The 18785-nt window shown below is 62.7% G+C and carries 21 protein-coding genes and 1 pseudogene; 16 read left to right on the top strand and 6 right to left on the bottom strand.

Annotation, left to right across the window (positions count from 1 at the left end):
• Positions 1–86: 86 nt before the first annotated feature.
• On the top strand, positions 87–1358 hold the full coding sequence (locus ABSL23_RS00110; RefSeq protein ID WP_353633173.1) for a transposase: 1272 nt from the start codon (positions 87–89) through the stop codon (positions 1356–1358).
• Between the two features lie 172 nt (positions 1359–1530).
• Here ABSL23_RS00110 and ABSL23_RS00105 read toward each other — a convergent pair whose 3' ends face one another.
• Positions 1531–2340 carry an ABC transporter permease subunit gene (locus ABSL23_RS00105; RefSeq protein ID WP_353633172.1) on the bottom strand — a complete coding sequence of 270 codons (810 nt, stop codon included), beginning with the start codon at positions 2338–2340 and terminating at the stop codon, positions 1531–1533.
• Positions 2333–3097 carry an ABC transporter ATP-binding protein gene (locus ABSL23_RS00100; RefSeq protein ID WP_353633171.1) on the bottom strand — a complete coding sequence of 255 codons (765 nt, stop codon included), beginning with the start codon at positions 3095–3097 and terminating at the stop codon, positions 2333–2335. Before ABSL23_RS00100 ends, ABSL23_RS00105 begins: the two co-directional genes overlap by 8 nt.
• Before the next feature lie 77 nt (positions 3098–3174).
• On the opposite strand from ABSL23_RS00100, the gene ABSL23_RS00095 reads away from it, so the two are divergent.
• The gene (locus tag ABSL23_RS00095) at positions 3175–5124 is read left to right on the top strand and encodes a NosD domain-containing protein (protein WP_353633170.1); all 1950 of its coding nucleotides are present in this window, start codon (positions 3175–3177) and stop codon (positions 5122–5124) included.
• Positions 5125–5133: 9 nt separating this feature from the next.
• Positions 5134–5304, top strand: a pseudogene (locus ABSL23_RS00090) (RNA-guided endonuclease TnpB family protein); the annotation flags it as partial.
• Here the strand turns inward: ABSL23_RS00090 and ABSL23_RS00085 are convergent.
• Both ABSL23_RS00085 and ABSL23_RS00080 read right to left on the bottom strand, forming a co-directional pair.
• Positions 5304–5873, bottom strand: a complete 570-nt coding sequence (locus tag ABSL23_RS00085) for a DsrE/DsrF/DrsH-like family protein (protein WP_353633169.1) — start codon at positions 5871–5873, stop codon at positions 5304–5306. The pseudogene ABSL23_RS00090 and the gene ABSL23_RS00085 overlap by 1 nt on opposite strands.
• 2 nt (positions 5874–5875) lie before the next feature.
• Positions 5876–6121 carry a sulfurtransferase TusA family protein gene (locus ABSL23_RS00080; protein ID WP_353633168.1) on the bottom strand — a complete coding sequence of 82 codons (246 nt, stop codon included), beginning with the start codon at positions 6119–6121 and terminating at the stop codon, positions 5876–5878.
• Positions 6122–6370: 249 nt separating this feature from the next.
• On the opposite strand from ABSL23_RS00080, the gene ABSL23_RS00075 reads away from it, so the two are divergent.
• From ABSL23_RS00075 to ABSL23_RS00060, 4 genes are read left to right on the top strand one after another with little or no spacing between them, the layout of a single operon-like run.
• Entirely contained in the window at positions 6371–7564 is a 1194-nt protein-coding gene (locus tag ABSL23_RS00075; RefSeq protein ID WP_353633167.1) for an MBL fold metallo-hydrolase, read from the top strand.
• 8 nt (positions 7565–7572) lie between these two features.
• The gene (locus ABSL23_RS00070) at positions 7573–8064 is read left to right on the top strand and encodes a YeeE/YedE family protein (protein ID WP_353633166.1); all 492 of its coding nucleotides are present in this window, start codon (positions 7573–7575) and stop codon (positions 8062–8064) included.
• Entirely contained in the window at positions 8064–8522 is a 459-nt protein-coding gene (locus ABSL23_RS00065) for a YeeE/YedE family protein (RefSeq protein ID WP_353633165.1), read from the top strand. The genes ABSL23_RS00070 and ABSL23_RS00065 overlap by 1 nt, the downstream gene beginning before the upstream one ends.
• 10 nt (positions 8523–8532) lie before the next feature.
• Positions 8533–9708, top strand: coding sequence for an inorganic phosphate transporter (locus ABSL23_RS00060; RefSeq protein WP_353633164.1), 1176 nt, complete (start codon positions 8533–8535; stop codon positions 9706–9708).
• A 16-nt stretch (positions 9709–9724) separates the two neighbouring features.
• On the opposite strand, the gene ABSL23_RS00055 is transcribed toward ABSL23_RS00060, so the two are convergent.
• Positions 9725–10459 carry a helix-turn-helix domain-containing protein gene (locus tag ABSL23_RS00055; protein WP_049892625.1) on the bottom strand — a complete coding sequence of 245 codons (735 nt, stop codon included), beginning with the start codon at positions 10457–10459 and terminating at the stop codon, positions 9725–9727.
• 89 nt (positions 10460–10548) lie between these two features.
• On the opposite strand from ABSL23_RS00055, the gene ABSL23_RS00050 reads away from it, so the two are divergent.
• The 9 genes from ABSL23_RS00050 to ABSL23_RS00010 all read left to right on the top strand — a co-directional run bounded on the left by ABSL23_RS00050 (position 10549) and on the right by ABSL23_RS00010 (position 18037).
• Positions 10549–11658, top strand: coding sequence for a rhodanese-like domain-containing protein (locus tag ABSL23_RS00050; RefSeq protein WP_353633163.1), 1110 nt, complete (start codon positions 10549–10551; stop codon positions 11656–11658).
• 3 nt (positions 11659–11661) lie between these two features.
• Positions 11662–12927 carry an MFS transporter gene (locus ABSL23_RS00045; RefSeq protein ID WP_353633162.1) on the top strand — a complete coding sequence of 422 codons (1266 nt, stop codon included), beginning with the start codon at positions 11662–11664 and terminating at the stop codon, positions 12925–12927.
• Between the two features lie 224 nt (positions 12928–13151).
• Entirely contained in the window at positions 13152–13301 is a 150-nt protein-coding gene (locus ABSL23_RS00040) for a hypothetical protein (protein WP_230893774.1), read from the top strand.
• Positions 13302–13319: 18 nt separating this feature from the next.
• Positions 13320–14297: a sulfite exporter TauE/SafE family protein gene (locus tag ABSL23_RS00035; RefSeq protein ID WP_230893779.1), complete on the top strand. Its 978-nt coding sequence runs from the start codon at positions 13320–13322 to the stop codon at positions 14295–14297.
• A gap of 112 nt (positions 14298–14409) precedes the next feature.
• Positions 14410–14814, top strand: coding sequence for a helix-turn-helix domain-containing protein (locus ABSL23_RS00030; protein WP_285253352.1), 405 nt, complete (start codon positions 14410–14412; stop codon positions 14812–14814).
• Between the two features lie 188 nt (positions 14815–15002).
• A complete protein-coding gene (gene trxA / locus ABSL23_RS00025) occupies positions 15003–15362 on the top strand; it encodes a thioredoxin (protein ID WP_353633161.1) in 360 nt (119 codons plus the stop codon).
• A complete protein-coding gene (locus ABSL23_RS00020) occupies positions 15363–16388 on the top strand; it encodes an FAD-dependent oxidoreductase (RefSeq protein ID WP_353633160.1) in 1026 nt (341 codons plus the stop codon).
• Positions 16389–16430: 42 nt separating this feature from the next.
• A complete protein-coding gene (locus tag ABSL23_RS00015) occupies positions 16431–16748 on the top strand; it encodes an SHOCT domain-containing protein (RefSeq protein WP_353633159.1) in 318 nt (105 codons plus the stop codon).
• A 422-nt stretch (positions 16749–17170) separates the two neighbouring features.
• Positions 17171–18037, top strand: a complete 867-nt coding sequence (locus ABSL23_RS00010) for a bile acid:sodium symporter (protein WP_230893658.1) — start codon at positions 17171–17173, stop codon at positions 18035–18037.
• Between the two features lie 42 nt (positions 18038–18079).
• Here ABSL23_RS00010 and ABSL23_RS00005 read toward each other — a convergent pair.
• On the bottom strand, positions 18080–18785 hold a 706-nt coding region (locus ABSL23_RS00005), incomplete at its 5' end, for a DUF955 domain-containing protein (RefSeq protein ID WP_353633158.1).

Genomic DNA, 18785 nt, shown 5'->3' with positions numbered 1-18785 from the left:
CGAGCGAGTCAAAGCGTACGCTCGTGAGAATGGCATCCGCCATCCGCGTGCCTACCGCGAGCTAATTGAACAAGGGTTAGAGACGGATGGAAACGACGACTAAGACGCTCGAAGCCACACTCGCGCCCCCGACAGCACACAAGGAGCGGAAACTGTGTGACCTACTCGAAACCTACCGTGAGGGACTACACGAGGCATTCGACGCCGGGTGTGACACGATGAATGCAACCAGCGACGTGGTGACGCCCTACGACCTACCGTATCAGGCGAAAGCAGCTCTCTGCAACTACGTCCCACAACTGCACGACACCTACAACGCACAAGAATTAGACGACGACCACCCGGTTCGACTCACCAACCAAGCCGCCGAGTTCGACCACTCTCCGGCACGAGACTACGAGTTTACGTGGTGGGCACCACAACCCGGTCGCGGAACGAACTTCTGGATACCACTTCGCATCAACCCTGAACAAGAGGGTCTGTGGCACGCCCTCGTGGACGGGGACGCTTCGTCAGGCCAACTCCGCCTGCAACGGAATCGTACATCGTGGACGCTCCACGTCACTGTCGAGTTTCCGGTCGAAGAATCCGACTACGCGACAGACGGCGACGACGTGACACACATCGGTCTAGATATTGGTGAAACTGCCCTGATAACGGGCTGTGCCCTCAAGGACGGTTCACCAACTGGCCCGTTCGTGTGTGACGGGAGCCGTGCGAAGCATCTTCGCAAGGAGATGCACACCACCCTGAAACGACTCCAAGAGCGTGACGCCGCCAAGTGGCGGATGGACGAGCGATTCGACCACTACCAGCACGCGCTCACCGATATTGTCGAGAAGGCGTCTCGGCAGGCTGTGGAGTACGCCCGGCAATTCGAGAAGCCGGTTCTAGTGATGGAGGACCTGACGTACATCCGCGAAGAATTGGACTACGGCGCGTACCTGAACCGGCGACTCCATGCGTGGGCGTTCGCTCGGTTACAGACCCGCGTCGAGGACAAAGCGCGAGAGGCTGGTATCCCGGTCGAGTACGTCCGACCGGAGTACACCAGCCAGATGTGCCACGAGTGCGGTCACATCGGGAACAGGGCCGCTCAAGCCACGTTCCAGTGTACCAACGACGAGTGCCACATCACGGCGTTTCAGGGTGATATAAACGGCGCAATCAACGTTGCACAACGGGCTGACCCGTGGGGAGAGAGCGTGCCGCTGAAACCGGCAGGCAATGACTCGCCTCGGGATAGGAGTGCCTGTGACAGCACCACGACCCACCGTGAGACGAGCGAGACACCCTCGCAAATGACTCTCTCGGCCTTCCACGGGTCGGAACCCTCTACCAGCGATAGCCGCACTTAGCTGGTATTCCCCATGCGTGGGAAGCCGCGCCGTTCACGGCGCGGAGGATGTCACCTGAGAAGTGACTGTCTGATTCAGTCGTCCTCGACGTGACCGTCCTCGTCAGTAACGACGTCGTGTTTACCGTACATAAGTGGGCTTTAGCATTCGACTGTATTCGTCACTTTGACGATTACTCGATTCCGGTTAGCCCGGCCGCTGTGAGCAGCGACAGTGATGTCCACACAGCAAGTGAGAACACACTCGCGGCCGGGGATGCGGCTCGGACCGTCATCGTGACGGCCGGCTCGACAGCGTAGGTCAGCACGAGTCCGCGATACGCGCTTAGCGGACTTGCTGCAAGCGCGCTACCCAGTCCACGCTCGACAATCCACCCTTGTCCGACCCCGGCAATCACGACGAGGTCGAATCCGACGACGACCACGAGCAACAAGCCGACCGCTGACACGAGTCCACGACGAGCAGACCGCGCTATTGACGAAAGCAATAGCGTGATGGCGAGGACGACACCCGCGAACACCATCGTCAACGCGACGAACCGCGCGTAGTACACCGGCGAGTCTAATCCTCCGGATTGCGCGAGCACGTTCGGCGTGTCGCCCGACAGTGGAACGACGAACGCCGCTGCCAGCAGCGTCACGACGATAATCCCGAGTGCGACCGCGAGTCGGCCACAGTAGACGCCGAGTCCGTACCGGATTGGCGTCACCGGAAACGTATCGAGGACCTTTAACTCCCCCCGCAACCGGTCCCCGAGAATCGCACGATATCCGAGTGCAACCACCAGCACCGGCACCAGGACCTCGACCGGCGTGAGTAACGCGAGTACGAGCGGCACGTAGCCGGCTTGCCCGCCGAGGGCTGCAATCGCCACGACCAGCGCGAAGAATCCGAGGGCCAGCAACCACACCGACCGGGACCGTACAAGTGCCCGCAGCTCTCGCTCGAAAATGGCGGTGAATTGCTGGGTGGCGTCACTCACTCCGATCACTCGCCTTGGATGTAACCGTGCGGCCCCGGACCGCCGTCTCGAAGGCGTCCGCTAGGGTCTCTGTCTCCGTGTCTGCACGCACTGCGTCCGGAGACCCAGCCGAAACGATATCGCCAGCAGACACCACGAGTAGGTAATCGCTGTCGGCCGCGCGCGACAGGTCGTGGGTCGTCAGCACGACGGCTTGGTCGCGCTCGGTCAACCCGGCAATAACGTCGTATACGTGCCGAGTCATCTCTGGGTCGAGGCCGCTCGTTGGTTCGTCAAGCACAACCAGTTCGGGTGATCCTAGTAGACTCACCGCGATGCCGAGGAGACGACGCATCCCTCCGGAGAGCGCGTCCGTTCGACGATCAGCTGCGGCTTCGAGGCCGACGCGTGCGAGGGCGGCATCGACGTCGGTTTCGCCCGCGAGCAACGCCGCGTAGAACGCCACCGTCTCGCGGACCGTTGCCGACGGCTGAAACCGTGGGTCTTGCGGGAGATACCCGACCGGCCGTTCGCCGCCGACATGGAGTGTGATTTCACCAGCGGTCGGTGTGTCTACGCCCGTAATGAGTTCCGCCAGCGTCGTCTTTCCGGACCCATTCGGCCCGATAATCGCCGTCACCCTGTTATCGGGTATCGAAAACGAGACTTCTTCGAGGACATCGACCTCGCCGAACGATTTCGAGATATCCGCAGCCTCGACGACAGCCGACGCTGCCGTAGGGGTGTTTTCGTCGCTCGTGGCGACACGTTCACCCATTCGTGTGGCGGTTTTCTCGCCACCCGAAAAAGTGTACTGCCCCATCACTCTTTGTCACGCCTTCCGTATCGTCGGATATGGAGCTCTGGCACGTGGCCGCTGCTGGCGTGCTCGTCCTTGCAGCCGTTCTCGGGCCGTTCGCTATGAGCGGTGGTAGTCAGCAGGTAACCGCCGTTCCGATGGGGGAGACGAAGTCCACGGGGGTCCCGGAAAGCGTTGTTGCCCGCGCTCACGAGTCGACACTTGCGCTGCCGACCGGGCAAGTCGCGTTCTCCCAGTTCAAATTCACCGTCGGATACTACGGTATCACGTCGATGGTTGCGGGACTACAGGAGAGTACGGAACGGGAATTCGGGCGGCCGATGGCTGTGTACGTCTCGGATTTCACCGGAACTGGCGTCTACGTTGGCGATGATGGGATCCTTCGAACACCGATGGACGCAGATCCCGGGTGGGTACCGGCTAGGGCAGCCTACTTTGTCGCTGGCAGTACCGCCAGTATTCCGACGCGAAATCAGACACTGGTGCCGTTCTCGAATCGGAGTGACGCCATCGAGTTCACCCAACAATACGGTGGGCGGCTGGAACGGTGGCGCGCGGTCCAGCAGTTAGATGTCGGCGTTGCGGGGCGTTCCGCGTCGGAGTGGCAGCGCTTCAGTGAGACGCGAAGCGAGCGCGCGGACCGGACGGCAGCTCGTGCGCGGTCGCTTCTCGATCGGCCAGTGACAGCGACGGTCGAACCGAACGAATCGCTGACCGCAGCGGTTCAGGCTGCGCCACCGAACACGACGATTCGGTTGGCCAGCGGGAACCATTCCGTCTCCGACGTCACGGTAGACAAACCCCTGACGATTCGTGGCGACGGCGCCAACCGGACGCGCATCATCGGTGACAGTAATCGCAGCATCGTCTACGTAAACACGTCACGCGTTGCAATCACCGGCATATCACTGACTGGCATCGGGACGGTACGGACCCGCGATCGCGCGAACATTACGAGCGTGCCCGTCCAGAACGAGTCGTTCCGGGAACAGTACTGGGCGACGCACGGATACGGCGACGCCGGACTGGTCTTCGAGCGATCCGCGAGGTCGCTCGTCATGGACGTTCGAATGCAGACGCGTGCAAATGGCGTCATCGCACGGGATAGCCCGAACCTCACGGTCTCGAACCTCACGGTTGTAGGAACGAAAGATTGGGAAGACGGGTTCCTCGGCGTCTCCATTCTCGGTGCACCCGCCCTCGTTCAGAACTCGACGTTCTACGGTGGGAAAGTCGGCGTCTTCGCCCACGACACGCAGTCGTTCACTGTTCGAGATTCCTCGATGGAGGGGATGATGATCGGCGTGTTCAGCGTGTACGCTCAGGGCGCGTTTGCTGCCGGTAACGACGTCGAGGACACGTATGTCGGCGTCTATATTCACGACCGGTCGAACCGGAACGTCGTCACGAGAAACGCCGTCGAGAACAGCAGGAACGGTGTCCTCGTGTTCGGTCGGTCGAGCTATGTCGCCGAAAATGTGCTGGCACATAACAGGAACGGGATCGTCGTGCAAGGGCAGTATTCAGTCTACGAGGAGAACGTCGCGGCGTTCAACCGTGTGGGCATTCGGGCGATGTCGCTGTTCCCGACGAATCGCGTCACCGATAACGACATCGCGTATAATCGCCAGTACGCCGACACGGCCCGCTTCAACGTCTTACATGTCTGGCAAGGGAACTACTGGCGGGGTGCTCCCGGTGTAGATACTGACGGTGACGGCTCACTTTCGCGAGCCTTCCGCCCCACAGGACCAGTCGGAATGGTCGCAGACGGTGGGACCGGAGCCCCGACGTTGGCTCGATCCCCCACCCTCAAACTGCTCCGCCAGCTACAGCAGACGATGCCGGGGATTCGGTTTGGGGGCGTCGTGGACACATCTCCACGAGCGAGGTCAGGCCATCCAACGCTGTTGGACCAACTCGCAGATACCCAACGTCCGCCGGGTCAGTTCGACGACGAGGACGAATGGGACTTCACATTCTAAACAATCTGTGACGAGTTCGACCACTGGCGGCGCAAATACGAGAAGCGGCGTGGCGATCTGCAAGGACACGGTACACGGCGGGCGCACGAGAATATGCAGGCTGCCGGGCGTAAAGAGGAAAGCCGATTCAAACTGACGCTTCACCGGATGGCGAACGGGGTAGTAGCCGAATCTCGTGATTACACAAGGAGTTGGATGTCGGCGTCGGCCATGTCCTCAAGGGCTGTCGCGGCACCGACGCCCGTGGTGACGCCGTCGTAGAAGTCGTCCTCGTCGTAGTCCATCAGGTCGATGGTCATCTGACAGGCCTGGAACTCCACGCCCATGTCGAGGCTGGTTTCGATGAGTTCCTCGATGGTGGCGGTGTCGTTGTCGTCGATTTTCTTCTCCATCATCTTCGTCGTGACGCGGTCCATGCCCGGGAGCGCTGCGACGGCGTTCGGGACGGGCATGTTGGGGTTGCCGACGGAGCTGAGTTTGAGGTTTTTCGAGCGTTCCTCGTGGAGGATTTCGAGCCCCCAGAACGTGTGGAAGACGGTCACGTCGTAGCCGAACGCGGCCGCGGTGCTGGCGAGGATGAGCGGCGGGTACGCCATGTCCAGCGTGCCCTTCGTCGCGATGATGCTCATCTTCTTGGCGTCGTCGCTGGTGGCTTCTGCGAGCGCGTCTTCGAGTTCGTCGACGCGCGCGGCGAGTTCCGCACGTGAGGGCGCGTCGTCGGCGGACGCGTCGGGTGTGTCCGTACTCATCGTTACTCCGTCTTGCGGACGTAGTGTTTGTACACGTCGTCGCCTTCCTGCTGGTCGACGAGCTCGACGCCGGCGGTGCCAGACGCCCAGCCGTCGATGTCGCTCATGCTCCCCGAGTCAGTCGCCAGCACTTCGAGGACCTCACCTTCCGCGAGGTCGTCGATGGCGGACTTCGTCTTCACTACTGGCATGGGGCACGATGCGCCTTTCACGTCGAGCGTCTCCGTGATGTCGTAATCTGCACTCATGGTTTGTCTGCTCCGGTAGTCTGTCTTGGAGCTATCGCACAATACCTACTACGTAACTAAAAGATTGTCGATTCTTGTGCACACCACCAACTACTCTAAACCCGAATTGAGGCGCTGAATCGGGAATAACCTCTGTATGGGCGCTCTAGTCTGGTTAAGGCGGGGGGTGGTCCAGAATAGTATTGTCCAAAGGTGGAACTACTATCCAAATGCTTTTGTGCGACCACCCAGTAGAAGCGACTGCACAACATGAACGCTGACGACTTCCCGACTCCGGACGCCGACGTGGAATCCGTCGACCCGGAATCGCTCAAAGATCGCATCGACGCCGGCGAGGACGTCACGCTCCTCGACGCGCGAATGACCAGCGACTACGAAGAGTGGCACATCGACGGTGAAAACGTCACGTCGATCAACGTCCCGTACTTCGAATTCCTCGAGGACGACATCGACGAGGACGTCCTCGACCAGATTCCCGACGACCGCGAAGTGACCGTCCTGTGTGCGAAGGGCGGCGCCAGCGAGTTCGTCGCGGGCACGCTCGCGGAGCGCGGCTACGACGTCGACCACCTCGAAGATGGGATGAACGGCTGGGCGCGCATCTACGAGGCCGTCGAAGTCGAAGGCTACGACGGCGCCGGGACGCTGCTGCAGTACCAGCGCCCCTCCTCGGGCTGTCTCGGCTACCTGCTGTACGACGATGGCGAAGCCGCGATCATCGATCCGCTGCGGGCGTTCACCGACCGCTACCTTGACGACGCCGACGACCTCGGCGTCGACCTGCAGTACGCCCTAGATACCCACGTCCACGCCGACCACATCTCCGGTGTTCGCAATCTCGCTGAGGAGGGCATCGAGGGCGTCATCCCGGAGGCCGCTGTCGACCGTGGCATCACGTACGCCGACGACATGACGACCGCCGCAGACGGCGACACCTTCGAAGTCGGCGACGCTACCATCGAAGCTGTCTACACGCCCGGTCACACGACCGGGATGACCTCGTACCTCGTCGACGACAGCCTGCTCGCGACCGGCGACGGGCTGTTCATCGAGAGCGTCGCCCGCCCCGACCTCGAAGAGGGCGACGACGGCGCGCCGGACGCCGCGCGCATGCTCTACGAGTCCCTCCAGGAGCGCGTGCTGACGCTACCCGACGACACGCTCGTCGGTGGCGCGCACTTCAGCGACGCCGCCGAGCCAGCCGCCGACGGCACGTACACCGCGCCCATCGGCGAACTCGTCGAGGAGATGGACGCGCTCACGATGGACGAACAGGAGTTCGTCGACCTGGTCCTCTCGGACATGCCGCCGCGGCCGGCCAACTACGAGGACATCATCGCGACGAACCTCGGCCAGCACGCCGTCGACGACGAGGAGGCGTTCACCCTGGAGCTCGGCCCGAACAACTGCGCAGCCAGCCAGGACTCCCTCGCAGGTGACTAACGACGCCGATGGTAATTGACCCACTTCCACTACAGGTCGCCGCTGAGCTGTTCCCGAACGGCATTAGCCGCTACGCTATCGGCGGACTGCTGGTCGGGCTCGGCGTCACCGTCATCTACCTCGGCACCGGCATTAGCGCCGGCGCGAGCACGTTCCTGGAGTCGACGCTGTCGTACGTCTCCGACCAGTCCCGCTTCCAGCAGTACGTCACCTCTCGGGACTGGCGGCTCGTGTTCACGCTCGGCATCGTCCTCGGCGCGGCCGTGTACGCCGTCGTCTATCAGGGCGGTGCATGGACGACCGACGTCCAGCCGTGGCGGCTGCTCGTCGGCGGTGTCTTCGTCGGCATCGGCACGCGCGTCGGCAAGGGCTGTACGTCGGGCCACGGCGTCTGTGGCGTCGGGTCGGCGTCGAAGACGTCCATCGTGGGCGTCCTCGCGTTCCTCACCGTCGCCATCGTGACCGCACAAGTGGTCGCCGCACTGGGGGTGAGCCCGTAATGAGTGACCGGCATCCAGCGTTCATGCCGTTGATTCTCGTCGGCGGCCTCATCTTCGGGTTCGGGCTCGCGTACAGCCAGATGGCCCGGCCCGAGGTCGTCCTGAACTTCCTCCAGTTCGAGGACTTCGGGCTGGTGTTCGTGATGTTCGGCGGCGCCGCCGTGACGGGCGTGACGTTCTTCGTCGCGCCGCGGCTGTTGGGCCGCGCGCCGCTGACCGGCGATAGCTTCGAGCGCCGCCTGAAGTCGTTCGACCGGAACGTCCTCATCGGTGGCGCCATTTTCGGCGTCGGCTGGGGGCTCTCCGGCATCTGTCCGGGCGCCGCCTACGCGAGCCTCGGCATCGGGAACATCACCATTCTCTGGGCGCTCGCCGGGATGTTCCTCGGCGCGTACGCCCAGGGCTTCTGGCGGAGCCGCAGCCAGAGCCGCGATGCGTCCTCGGCGGGCGCAGACTAACTCACTGTTTATGGACCCCGCTCTCATCGCCCTCTTCGTCGGTGCAGCGCTGGCTAGCCTGTTCATGGCGTGGGTTATCGGCGCCGGCTCGAGTGGGGCGACGCCGTATGCCCCCGCCGTCGGGGCGAACGCCATCTCGACGATGCGTGCCGCCCTCCTCGTCGGGATTTTCGGCTTCGTCGGTGCCGTCACGCAAGGCGGCAACGTCTCGGAAGCCATCGGGAGCGGCCTCGTCGGTGGAATCAGTCTCCCGGTCGCCGGTGTCATCCTCGTACTCGTGTTGGGTGCGGGGCTGATGGCAATCGGCATCACAACCGGCTATCCCATCGCGACGGCGTTCACCGTGACCGGCGCTGTAATTGGCGTCGGCCTCGCGCTTGGCGGCTCACCGGTCTGGCCGAAGTACCAGCAGATTGCCGCCGTCTGGGTGTTGACGCCGTTCATCGGCGGCGGCATCGCGTTCACCATCGCAAGCCTGCTACCACGCCCCGACGTCCCCGAGCGGTACAGTATCCCCGTTCTCGCAGGCCTGGTCGGGGCCGTCCTCGTAAACGTTCAGTTCAGTTTTCTCGGTGAAGGGAGCGCAGCGGGAACTGTCCGCGGACTCGGTCAGCGGGTACTGGCAGCCGATGGACTTGCGTCGGCGGTCGGAATCACGGGCTTCGCAGCGCTCGTCGTCGCGGTGGTCGTCTGGTGGGATGTCAGTCGCGACGAGCGCGGTGGCCTGCGGCGTGTGCTGCTCGCGCTCGGGTCGCTCGTGGCGTTCTCCGCGGGCGGGAGTCAGGTCGGGCTCGCCGTCGGGCCGCTGTTGCCGCTGCTCGACGAGGTAGGGATGGTCTCGACGTTCGCCGTGCTCGTCGGCGGCGGCCTCGGGATGCTCGTCGGCTCGTGGACGGGTGCGCCACGGATGATCAAGTCGCTGGCGCAGGACTATTCATCGCTTGGGCCGCGACGCTCTATCTCGGCGCTCGTCCCCTCGTTCCTGATCGCACAGCTGGCCGTGTTGCTGGGAGTCCCAGTTTCGTTCAACGAAATCGTCGTCAGCGCCATCATCGGAAGTGGTGCCGCTGTCGGCGGTCGAGAAGCGGTAGACGCCCGGAAAATCGGTGTGACGATTGGTGCGTGGATCGGCTCGTTCGCCCTCTCGTTCGCCCTCGCGTATGCCGCTGGTGCGTTGCTGCTGTAGTCTTTGCCGACCGTCGTTAGTCAGCGGTCTGTTCGGTTCGTCGACCGCTCTCGACACCCAGAGGGTTGGTCGTCGAGGTCGCGGTGACCAGCCGGAGGAATTGGCCCGCGTTCGTGAGCAGTTTATTCTCTGCCTTCCGGAGGTGTTCTTCGTACGTCGAGCGAGCGACGGCCGTCCGTTCGGCGAGGTCGCGGAGCGACGTCTTCCGTGGCTGTTCGTAGTACCCGCTTTCGAGGGCAAGCTGGAGTGCGGCTAGCTGCCGGTCAGTGATGTCTTCGAACAACTGATTCGCCGGCGCCAGCATACTATGCGGAATCTGTGTCTCCGAGATTGACGTCTTCGAGAGGAGTTCGATCTCTCTGTCGGATCGAAGCGAGTCGAGCAGTTCGCGCACGTCCTCGCTGTCGAACGCGACGACCGTGTAGTGCTCCCAGCCCTGGCGGTAGATCGTCGGTGACTGGTACAGGCAGTTGTGCTCCTCGAAGCGGTCGATGACGGAGTCTTCGAGCGAGCAAAGACAGGACTGGGTGACAACATGATACCCATTATCGTCCGCCGATTCGTACAGTACGGTGCCGATCTCGTTGATCTCGTCGAGTAGTTCGTCGGTTGGCGTCGTCTCCGTCGTGATTTCGAGCACTTGGCAGTCGCTCAACGGCCACTCACGGATTGTCAGATCCGGGTATCGCTCCGAGATCCGTCGGTACGGGCATTCGTGTTTCACTCGAATGGAGGCCTCGTACAGTCCCATACGCGTAGGTTCGAACTCGACGTAATTAGCGGTGCCGGTCATGGCCGGCAGTACCCATATGCTAATATCTCTGCTAATCCGGACTACCGATGCAGGAACTCTCGCCAGCGGAACTCGGCGAACAGTTACAGGATGATGATGGCCCACTCGTGCTGGATATTCGCCACGAAGAAGACTTCCAGGAGTGGCACATTCCGGGCAGCCGTAACGTCGACGTCTACGACGAACTGACTGACGACCCGGAACAGGCCATCGAACCACTCGACGACCTGCCCAGTGACGAACAAATCGTTACTGTCTGTGCCGCAGGCGTCGTCTCCCAGACTGCGACGGCCGTCCTCCGAGAGCTGGGGTACGACGCGGTGACGCTGACGGACGGGATGAACGGCTGGAGCCGCGTCCACCGGCACGCGGAACTCCCCGTAGACGTCGATGGGACCCTCGTGCAAGTCGCCCGTCCGGGGAAGGGCTGTTTCTCTCACGTGCTCGTCTCCGACGGCGAGGCTGCCGTCTTCGACCCGTCACACTACCTCGACGAGTACGACACTGTCCTCGACGAGTATGATGCCGAGCTTGTCGGCGTCTTCGACACGCACGCCCACGCCGACCACGTTTCAGGGGCGGCAGACCTCGCTGCCCGCCACGACGTTCCATACTATCTCCACCAGAAGGATGCGCTCGCCGTCGACGCGACACCGCTCGAGGACGGGCAGACTGTGACGGTCGGGCGCCTCGACATCGAGGTCGTCCACACGCCCGGCCACAGCGAGGGCAGCGTCTCCTTCGACGTCGAGGGGGCGGCGCTTCTGACTGGCGACACGCTGTTTCACGACAGCGTCGGCCGCGTCGAACTCGGCGTCGAAGCCGGCATCGAGGACTCCGACGTCGAGCAGAACGCCGCGACGCTGTACGAGAGCCTCCAGCGGTTGCTGGACCGCCCTGATGATGCGCTGGTCCTGCCGGCGCACGATCCGGGCTCGCCCGAACCGCCGGTGGCCGCCACGCTTGCGGAGGTCAGAGAACGGAACGACGACCTCGGTCGCGACCGGGAGGCGTTCGTCGAGGAGCTCGCGTCGGACATCCCGGACCATCCGCCGAACTTCGAACGCGTCAAGCGGACGAACGTCGGCCAGGAGTCGGTCCCCGAGGATGAACTAGCGGAACTGGAACTGGGGCCGAACAACTGTGCGGCCGAGTAATCCATGAGTACGACAACTGAACTCCGCCAAGGGATCCGCGAACACCTCGGGCAGTTCTCGCTGCACGTCCTGCTCGTGTTCGCGACCGGCCTGACCATCGGTTCCGAACGGACAGTCGTCCCCGTACTCGGGGAGGACGTCCTCGGCGTCGAGTCGTTCCTCGTGATCGGCTCGTTCGTCGTTTCGTTCGGGATCGTGAAGTCGATCCTCAATCTCTACGCCGGCAAGTGGAGTGAGGCGTACGGTCGCAAACCCGTCCTCATCGCCGGGTGGGCGACGGCGCTCCCGCTGCCGATTATTCTCATCTTCGCCCCGAGCTGGGGCTGGATTACGGTCGGGAACGTCCTGCTGGGGATCAACCAGGCGTTGACCTGGAGCATGGCGATTAACGCGAAGATCGACCTCGCGGGCCCCGACCAGCGCGGGCTCGCGGTCGGCATCGACGAGGCGTTCGGCTACACCGGCGTCGCCGTCGGCGCCTGGGTCACGGGCGTCATCGCGGGCCAGTGGAGTCTGCGGCCCGAGCCGTTCTACTTCCTCGGCGTCGTCGTCGTGCTGGCGTTCCTCATCTCGATCTTCCTGATCAAGGAGACTGTCCAGTACGCCCAAGCCGAGGGTGACGACGACCACCACGACGCGAACCTCCCGTTCGAGGAGGTGCTGAAGCGCGCGACGTACGGCGACAAGACGCTGTTCGCCGCTGCGCAGGCCGGCCACATCGAGAACTTCGTCGATACACTATTCTGGATCGCCGTCCCGCTGTACCTGACGAGTCAGGGCCTCGGTATCGCGGCGGTCGGCGTCGTCGTCGGTGTCCACAGCGCGATGTACTTCCTCCAGATCGCGACCGGCGGGCTCGCGGACCGCATCGGTCGCCGTCCGCCCGTCATCGCCGGGATGTTCCTCGCCGGCGCGGGCGTCCTCGGGATGGTGCTCGTCGATAGCTACCTCCCGTGGGCCGTCTTGGCTGGCACCTCCGGGATCGGCATGGCGCTGCTGTATCCGAACCTGATGACGGTTCCGAGCGACGCCGCGCACCCGACGTGGCGCTCGGCGGGGATGGGCGTCTACCGGATGTGGCGGGACTCCGGCTACGCTGTCGGCGCGGTACTGATCGGACTCTCGATGGAGTTCGTGAATGCAGCAGCCGCGTTCTACCTGACTGCGGGCCTGATGTTTGCGTCGGGTGCAGTAGTGTACGTTTGGATGGAGGAGACTCATCCGGAATTCGGCACTCACGAACCACCTGCACCTGCGCCCTCCGATTGATAACTGAACTATCGAAGCCTCCCTATTTCGATAGTATCTATAATTTCCTCCGAGCCCTCACTTTGGTGTTTGCCTGCTCGTGTTCAATCGATAAGTTATGGAACGCTGCTGGAAATAGTATTGTATAGTCGTCCCAAAAGCGTTAATACACGCTACCGGTTACGGTGCCGTGTGCAGAAAAGTATGAATCGCACAAACCCAGATTTGGTGGGTGGACAGCGACGATGATCGATACGCTGTCACTCCCGCCAACCGTACAAGCAGCTGGACTGATCGGCGTCGTATTGCTCGAAGCGATGGTCCTCCACGTCGGCTATGGCGCCGTCACGAGCGCGCTCGGCCCGAGCGTGAAGCGCGCGCTCGGAGGTGAATGAGCCGTGGAACTGCTCAGAATGAGCCTGCTGCTCGTCGGGTTCTTCGTCGGGTTCGGGCTGCTCATCGGCATCCTCTTCGGCTTCTTCGGCATGGGCGGGTCGTTCCTCGTCACGCCCGCCCTGCTCGTGATGGGGTACCCGTCCCGGGTCGCCGTTGGCAGCGGGCTTGCGTTCGTGTTCGGCACGAGTGTCATCGGCGCACTCCGTCACCGCGACCACGGTCACGTCGACTACAAACTCGCCGTCATTATGACCGTCGCGATGACGATCGGCATCGAAGCCGGCAAGCGTGTCGTCGACGCCCTGCACGCGGCGGGGAACGCCGACCTCGTCATCAGCGTCGCGTACGTCGGCCTGCTGGCGACCGTCGGGGTATTCACACTCCGTGACGCTCGCGCTAGCGGCACCACAACGAGTGTCGACCTCTCCGAGCGCGTACAGGCACTCGAAATTCCCCCGATGGTGACGCTCCGCGGGGACGTCCGTGTGTCCGCGAGTATCATTTTCGGCATCGGCCTGGTCGTCGGCGTCCTCTCCGGGCTCCTCGGCGTCGGCGGCGGCTTCCTGCTGATGCCCGCGATGATGTACGGGCTGGGCGTCCCGGCTGCCATCGCCGTCGGCACGGACATCCTCCAGATTACGATCTCGGGAGCGTTCGGCGCCTTCGTCTACGCCCGCGACGGGTTCGTCGCGATTCCGGTCGTGGCGACGCTGCTCGCCGGGAGCGCACTCGGCGCGCGCATCGGCGCGGGCGTCTCGAACATCGTCGACGAGGACGACATCAAGGGGTACTTCGCGACGATGCTACTCGCCGGCAGCGTCGCCGTCGCCGCCAAACGCGTCGGCACCGCCTACGACATCGGCGTCCTCAACACCGTGAGTATCGCGCTCATCTTCGGCGCGACGGTCGTCGTAAGTGGTGCGATCCTGTTGGCTGCGGTGTGCCAGCTTCGCGACGACAACGTTGGCTTCTGGTGTCGCCTGTCGGCGACGTAACCCGTGGTCACGGGGAGCGTCTAACCCTGTTACTCAGCCCGCTATAGCGCACAATTGTGCAATCCATACAAAAATCTTATAACTGCACAGCCCCTACGATTGAGTGATACTAATGCCAGATTCGATGTCCGAACAACTCCGTCAGGATATGGAGTGTGAGGGGCTGCTGGAGTGTTTCCACGGCCTCAAAGAACTCGACAAAGAGTGCTTTCAAGCGCTCGTTGAGGCCGAGGAACCGATGACCGTCGATGAACTCGCGGAGGCCGTCGACCGGGAGCGCTCGACGGCGTACCGGGCCGTTCAGCGCCTCCTCCAGACGGGATTCATCGAGAAAGAACAGGTCAACTACGACCAGGGCGGTTACTACCACGTCTACTCGCCAAGCGATCCGTCTCAGATTACGGATGACATGCAGCGGATGCTCAACGACTGGTACGCGAAGATGGGCCAACTTATCCAGGAGTTCGAGACGAAGTACGAACAGCCGGATAGCGTGCCCCAATCTGCCGAAAGCTAACGCTTCTTTTCCCTTTGACGTGTGCTTCTGCGTTCCCGCAGCACGAGCTGGTCGCTTAATCCTATCCCAATACCATATCTGCTACTCATAGCCGCGCGCGGTTACCGTGTGGTAGGTGAGTTACCGAGCAGTAGTATTGTGCAGTACGTCCAAAACTCTTAACTACTGTACTCCCATACTATCGAGTGATGGCAACCGATACTGCAGCCACGACTGGCACCGCAACGCCTGACGAACCGCTCTACGTGAACGGCCAGGCAGAACTCGACGACGTCACCAGCGACAACGACGTCGTGCTCGCGGACTTCTACGCTGACTGGTGTGGCCCCTGCCAGATGCTCGAACCAGTCGTCGAAACGCTCGCCGAGGAGACCGACGCGGCCGTCGCGAAAATCGACGTCGACGAAAATCAACCCCTCGCCAGCGCGTACGGCGTGCGTGGCGTCCCCACGCTGGTCCTCTTCGCGGACGGCGAGCAAGCCGAGGAAGTCGTCGGTCTCCAGGGCGAAGACCAACTCCGAACGCTCATCGAGAGCTACACCGAGTAAATGACTCAGGATATCCACGACCTCGTCATCGCCGGGTCAGGAATCGCCGGCCTCTCGGCAGCGGTCTACGCTGCGCGGGCCGACCTCGACCCCCTCGTTCTCGAGGGCCACGAGCCGGGCGGCCAGCTCACGCTGACGACCGACGTCGAGAACTACCTCGGCTTTCCCGACGGCGTCGGCGGGATGGAACTCGTCCAGCGCGGCAAAGAGCAGGCCGAGCAGTTCGGCGCCCAGTTCGAACACGGTCGCATCGAGGATGCGGACCTGGACGGACAGCCGCTGGAGCTATCGCTGTCGACCGGCGACACGCTCTACACGCGGTCGCTGATCGTCGCCACCGGCGCGAGCGCGCGCTGGGTCGGTGCCGAGAACGAAGACGAGCTGATGGGGGCCGGGCTCTCGACGTGTGCGACCTGTGACGGTGCGTTCCACCGCGGCGACGACGTGCTCGTCGTCGGTGGCGGCGACAGCGCGATGGAGGAGGCGTTGTTCCTCGCGAAGTTCGCCGACACCGTGACAATCGTCCACCGGCGTGAGGAGCTGCGGGCCTCGGAGATCATGGCCGACCGTGCTCGCGAGCACGAGGACGTTCAGTTCCGCTGGAACACGGAACTCGAAGCCATCCACGGTTCCCAAGAGGAGGGCGTTACCGGCGCGACGCTCGTCTCCCATCCCGACGGATACCCCCGGAAGAAGGCCGAGTCCGGTGTCGACGTCGAGCGAGAAACGGTCGACGTGGGCGGCGTGTTCTACGCCGTGGGCCACACGCCGAACACGCAGTTCCTCGAGGGGACCGGCGTTGAGCGGGACGAGGACGGCTACCTCTTCACGGAGACCGACGACGCTGGGCGGCCCACCGCTCGGACGGCCGTCGATGGGGTGTTCGCTGCTGGCGACGTTGCTGACCCCCGCTACCGACAGGCGATCACGTCTGCGGGCACCGGGAGCATGGCTGCCCTCGACGCCGAGGAGTTCCTCGAGACACGTCAAGACGCAGACGAATCGACGGTAACCGCGACCGCGTAACCACCTGAGAAATCCATGAGTACTCCTCCATTCAGGTCTGCCGTGGCTCGCGGCGTTTTTGCAGCTGCGCTTATAGTACCCTTCTCGAGTATCGCGACCGCCCAGCACGGCGGCAGTTCCGGTGGGATGGGCGGGATGGGAAGCGGCATAGGTGGCTTCATCTGGTGGCCACTCGTCTGGTCGGTCGTCCTACTGAGTCTGGTCGCTCTTGTCGCCTATGGTGTGCTCGTCCATCGGCGTTCTCCGGTCGACGAACGAAACCAGGCGGATGCTGCACTCTCGACGCTCCGGTCACGGTATGCCCGTGGAGAGCTCTCCGAGGAGGAATTCGAAAAGCGCCGGCGTCGACTTGAGGAGTGACTGGAAGCCCATTTCCGGAACGACGACAGCTGCAGGACTTATGAACCGCTTGGAGGAACTCTCTTGGACCCAATCGGCGGACTGGTGTGGTGGTCGTTCCAGCCCCTCTCGTTGATTGTAGGAACCGCTCACAGCCGTATTGGCTCTCGGCTATATGACGGCAGCGATGATGTTGACGTAATTGACGCTGGATGCAGCAACCTCTCTCGACTAGTCGACCCGACCAACAATAGGGTGGTCGTCGGCTGGGAAACCGGTGCGCTGAATTAGATGCCATCTTCCGAAAATACACGTCCGGGATCCTCACCACGCTCTTTGCGTGGTTGTCGTCGGGTAGGATGGCAGCATCGTCGGACGACACCGTTTGAAACCGCAGTAAAGAAAGGGACGAAACACGGAATTTCGTACAAGAGCTCAAGGGAATGGTAGAGATATCTGGAGAGGTAGTCGTTGAGTTCGTCACGACAGTTTTCGTGCTTTCGACGATGTTCTCGATGGGAGTGAAGCTCTCGGTCAGCCAGCTCGTTGACGCGCTTCGGAGGCGGCGACTGCTGGCGAAATCCTTGCTGGTGAACCTCATTGCGGTTCCGTTGATCGCCTTTCTCCTCGTTCGAACGTTCTCTGTGGAGACCGGCTTCGCAGCCGGTATTGTGTTACTCGCAGTCTCGCCCGGCGCTCCGTTCGGCCCGAAACTCGCAGAAATCTCAGATAGCGACGTCGCATTCGCGAGCGGGCTCATGGCGATTCTCTGTATTCTCTCGGTGGTCACCATCCCCATCTCCTTATTGCTGTTACTCCCTGGCGACGTCGCTGTCGATCCCCTCGCCATCGGGCGGATGGTTCTGGGTATCCAGCTGGTCCCGCTACTGCTTGGTCTGGGGATGTCGTTCGCTCTCCCGTCGCTTGTAGACCGTCTGTATCCACTGACGCAGCGACTCTCTGACTACACGTTCGTCGGGTTAATTGTGGTCCTGCTAGTAGTCTACAGCGGCAGTATGGTTTCCCTCGTCGGAACGGGAACCCTCGGGCTCTCGGCAGTCGCTGTGGGTGCATCGTTGGTGCTTGGATACTGGCTCGGCGGCCCAACACGAGGGACTCGGGAAGTGTTAGCAACGACGACTGCCGCTCGAAATGCGGCGATTGCGCTGTTCATCGCGACGACCGGGTTCTCAAATCCGAACGTCCTCACGACGGTCCTTGCATTCTCGTTCATCGGGGTCGTCGGCTCCGGACTGATCGCAAGTGTATGGCGACGACACCCAACTGGACACGCTCGGTCCCACGATTAACGGCAAGATTGACGCTGCGACCGGAGCCCCTCAACTGATGGCTTAGATATTGAGGACGTCGATGAGTTCCTCTGCCGTCCGACTGATCCGTCCGAGCCGCTCGCGAACGACCTCGGAATCGTCCGACTCCCACGCAGCGAGGTAGAACGCCGACCCGCTGGTGTCCAACCCACAGTAGCGCCCGACGACGTACGCGACGGCTTCGGCCTCGACTTCGCGTTTCGCCCGCTCGGTGTCGTCGTCGACGTCGAAGTGGAGCAGAGCGTGGGCGTACTCGTGAATCAGCGTCCGCGCGAGGTCGGCCTCGTTCTCCCGATCACGCACCTCGACGAGCGGCTGAACGTCGACGAGGCTCAGCTGCTCGCAGATGCCCTTCGCCTCGCCGTGGGTCCACTCATCGGCTGGAACGATCCGCACCGTCACGCCGAGGTCGTCAGCGGCGGCAGTCACCTGTTCGACGAGGTCGCCGGCGTCCCCAGTCGCTTCCGTGTCCAGGTCGGGAAGCGGTTCGCCCTCGGTCTGGGAGACGTCGAACACCGGCGCGGGCTTGAACCCGACCAGCCCCTCGGACCACTCTTCGGGCGGCGTCTCATCGTAGTCACAGTCGCTGTCCTCGTGGTAGCTCGGCGAATTCTCACACTCCGGGCACTGCTTGGTGATGATCGGGGCCCAGATCCAGATGGCCGACTCGCCCTCCGTGACGTGGCGGTCGAACTCCTCCTGCCACGTCCGGTAGCCAGCCACGCGG

Origin of the sequence: Halobacterium sp. NMX12-1, from assembly GCF_040435975.1 — an archaeon.
In the GTDB taxonomy this organism is placed as follows: domain Archaea; phylum Halobacteriota; class Halobacteria; order Halobacteriales; family Halobacteriaceae; genus Halobacterium; species Halobacterium hubeiense.
Note: the sequence above shows the minus strand (reverse complement) of the source record. Positions and strands in the feature narration are given on the sequence as shown.

Bases quoted from the DNA above. Each gene is read 5' to 3' on its own strand.
- ABSL23_RS00110 (WP_353633173.1), top strand. From the start codon at position 87: ATGGAAACGACGACTAAGACGCTCGAAGCCACACTCGCGCCCCCGACA.
- ABSL23_RS00100 (WP_353633171.1), bottom strand. From the start codon at position 3,097: ATGGGTGAACGTGTCGCCACGAGCGACGAAAACACCCCTACGGCAGCG.
- ABSL23_RS00095 (WP_353633170.1), top strand. From the start codon at position 3,175: ATGGAGCTCTGGCACGTGGCCGCTGCTGGCGTGCTCGTCCTTGCAGCC.
- ABSL23_RS00085 (WP_353633169.1), bottom strand. From the start codon at position 5,873: ATGAGTACGGACACACCCGACGCGTCCGCCGACGACGCGCCCTCACGT.
- ABSL23_RS00080 (WP_353633168.1), bottom strand. From the start codon at position 6,121: ATGAGTGCAGATTACGACATCACGGAGACGCTCGACGTGAAAGGCGCA.
- ABSL23_RS00075 (WP_353633167.1), top strand. From the start codon at position 6,371: ATGAACGCTGACGACTTCCCGACTCCGGACGCCGACGTGGAATCCGTC.
- ABSL23_RS00070 (WP_353633166.1), top strand. From the start codon at position 7,573: ATGGTAATTGACCCACTTCCACTACAGGTCGCCGCTGAGCTGTTCCCG.
- ABSL23_RS00065 (WP_353633165.1), top strand. From the start codon at position 8,064: ATGAGTGACCGGCATCCAGCGTTCATGCCGTTGATTCTCGTCGGCGGC.
- ABSL23_RS00060 (WP_353633164.1), top strand. From the start codon at position 8,533: ATGGACCCCGCTCTCATCGCCCTCTTCGTCGGTGCAGCGCTGGCTAGC.
- ABSL23_RS00055 (WP_049892625.1), bottom strand. From the start codon at position 10,459: ATGGGACTGTACGAGGCCTCCATTCGAGTGAAACACGAATGCCCGTAC.
- ABSL23_RS00050 (WP_353633163.1), top strand. From the start codon at position 10,549: ATGCAGGAACTCTCGCCAGCGGAACTCGGCGAACAGTTACAGGATGAT.
- ABSL23_RS00045 (WP_353633162.1), top strand. From the start codon at position 11,662: ATGAGTACGACAACTGAACTCCGCCAAGGGATCCGCGAACACCTCGGG.
- ABSL23_RS00040 (WP_230893774.1), top strand. From the start codon at position 13,152: ATGATCGATACGCTGTCACTCCCGCCAACCGTACAAGCAGCTGGACTG.
- ABSL23_RS00035 (WP_230893779.1), top strand. From the start codon at position 13,320: ATGAGCCTGCTGCTCGTCGGGTTCTTCGTCGGGTTCGGGCTGCTCATC.
- ABSL23_RS00030 (WP_285253352.1), top strand. From the start codon at position 14,410: ATGCCAGATTCGATGTCCGAACAACTCCGTCAGGATATGGAGTGTGAG.
- trxA (WP_353633161.1), top strand. From the start codon at position 15,003: ATGGCAACCGATACTGCAGCCACGACTGGCACCGCAACGCCTGACGAA.
- ABSL23_RS00020 (WP_353633160.1), top strand. From the start codon at position 15,363: ATGACTCAGGATATCCACGACCTCGTCATCGCCGGGTCAGGAATCGCC.
- ABSL23_RS00010 (WP_230893658.1), top strand. From the start codon at position 17,171: ATGGTAGAGATATCTGGAGAGGTAGTCGTTGAGTTCGTCACGACAGTT.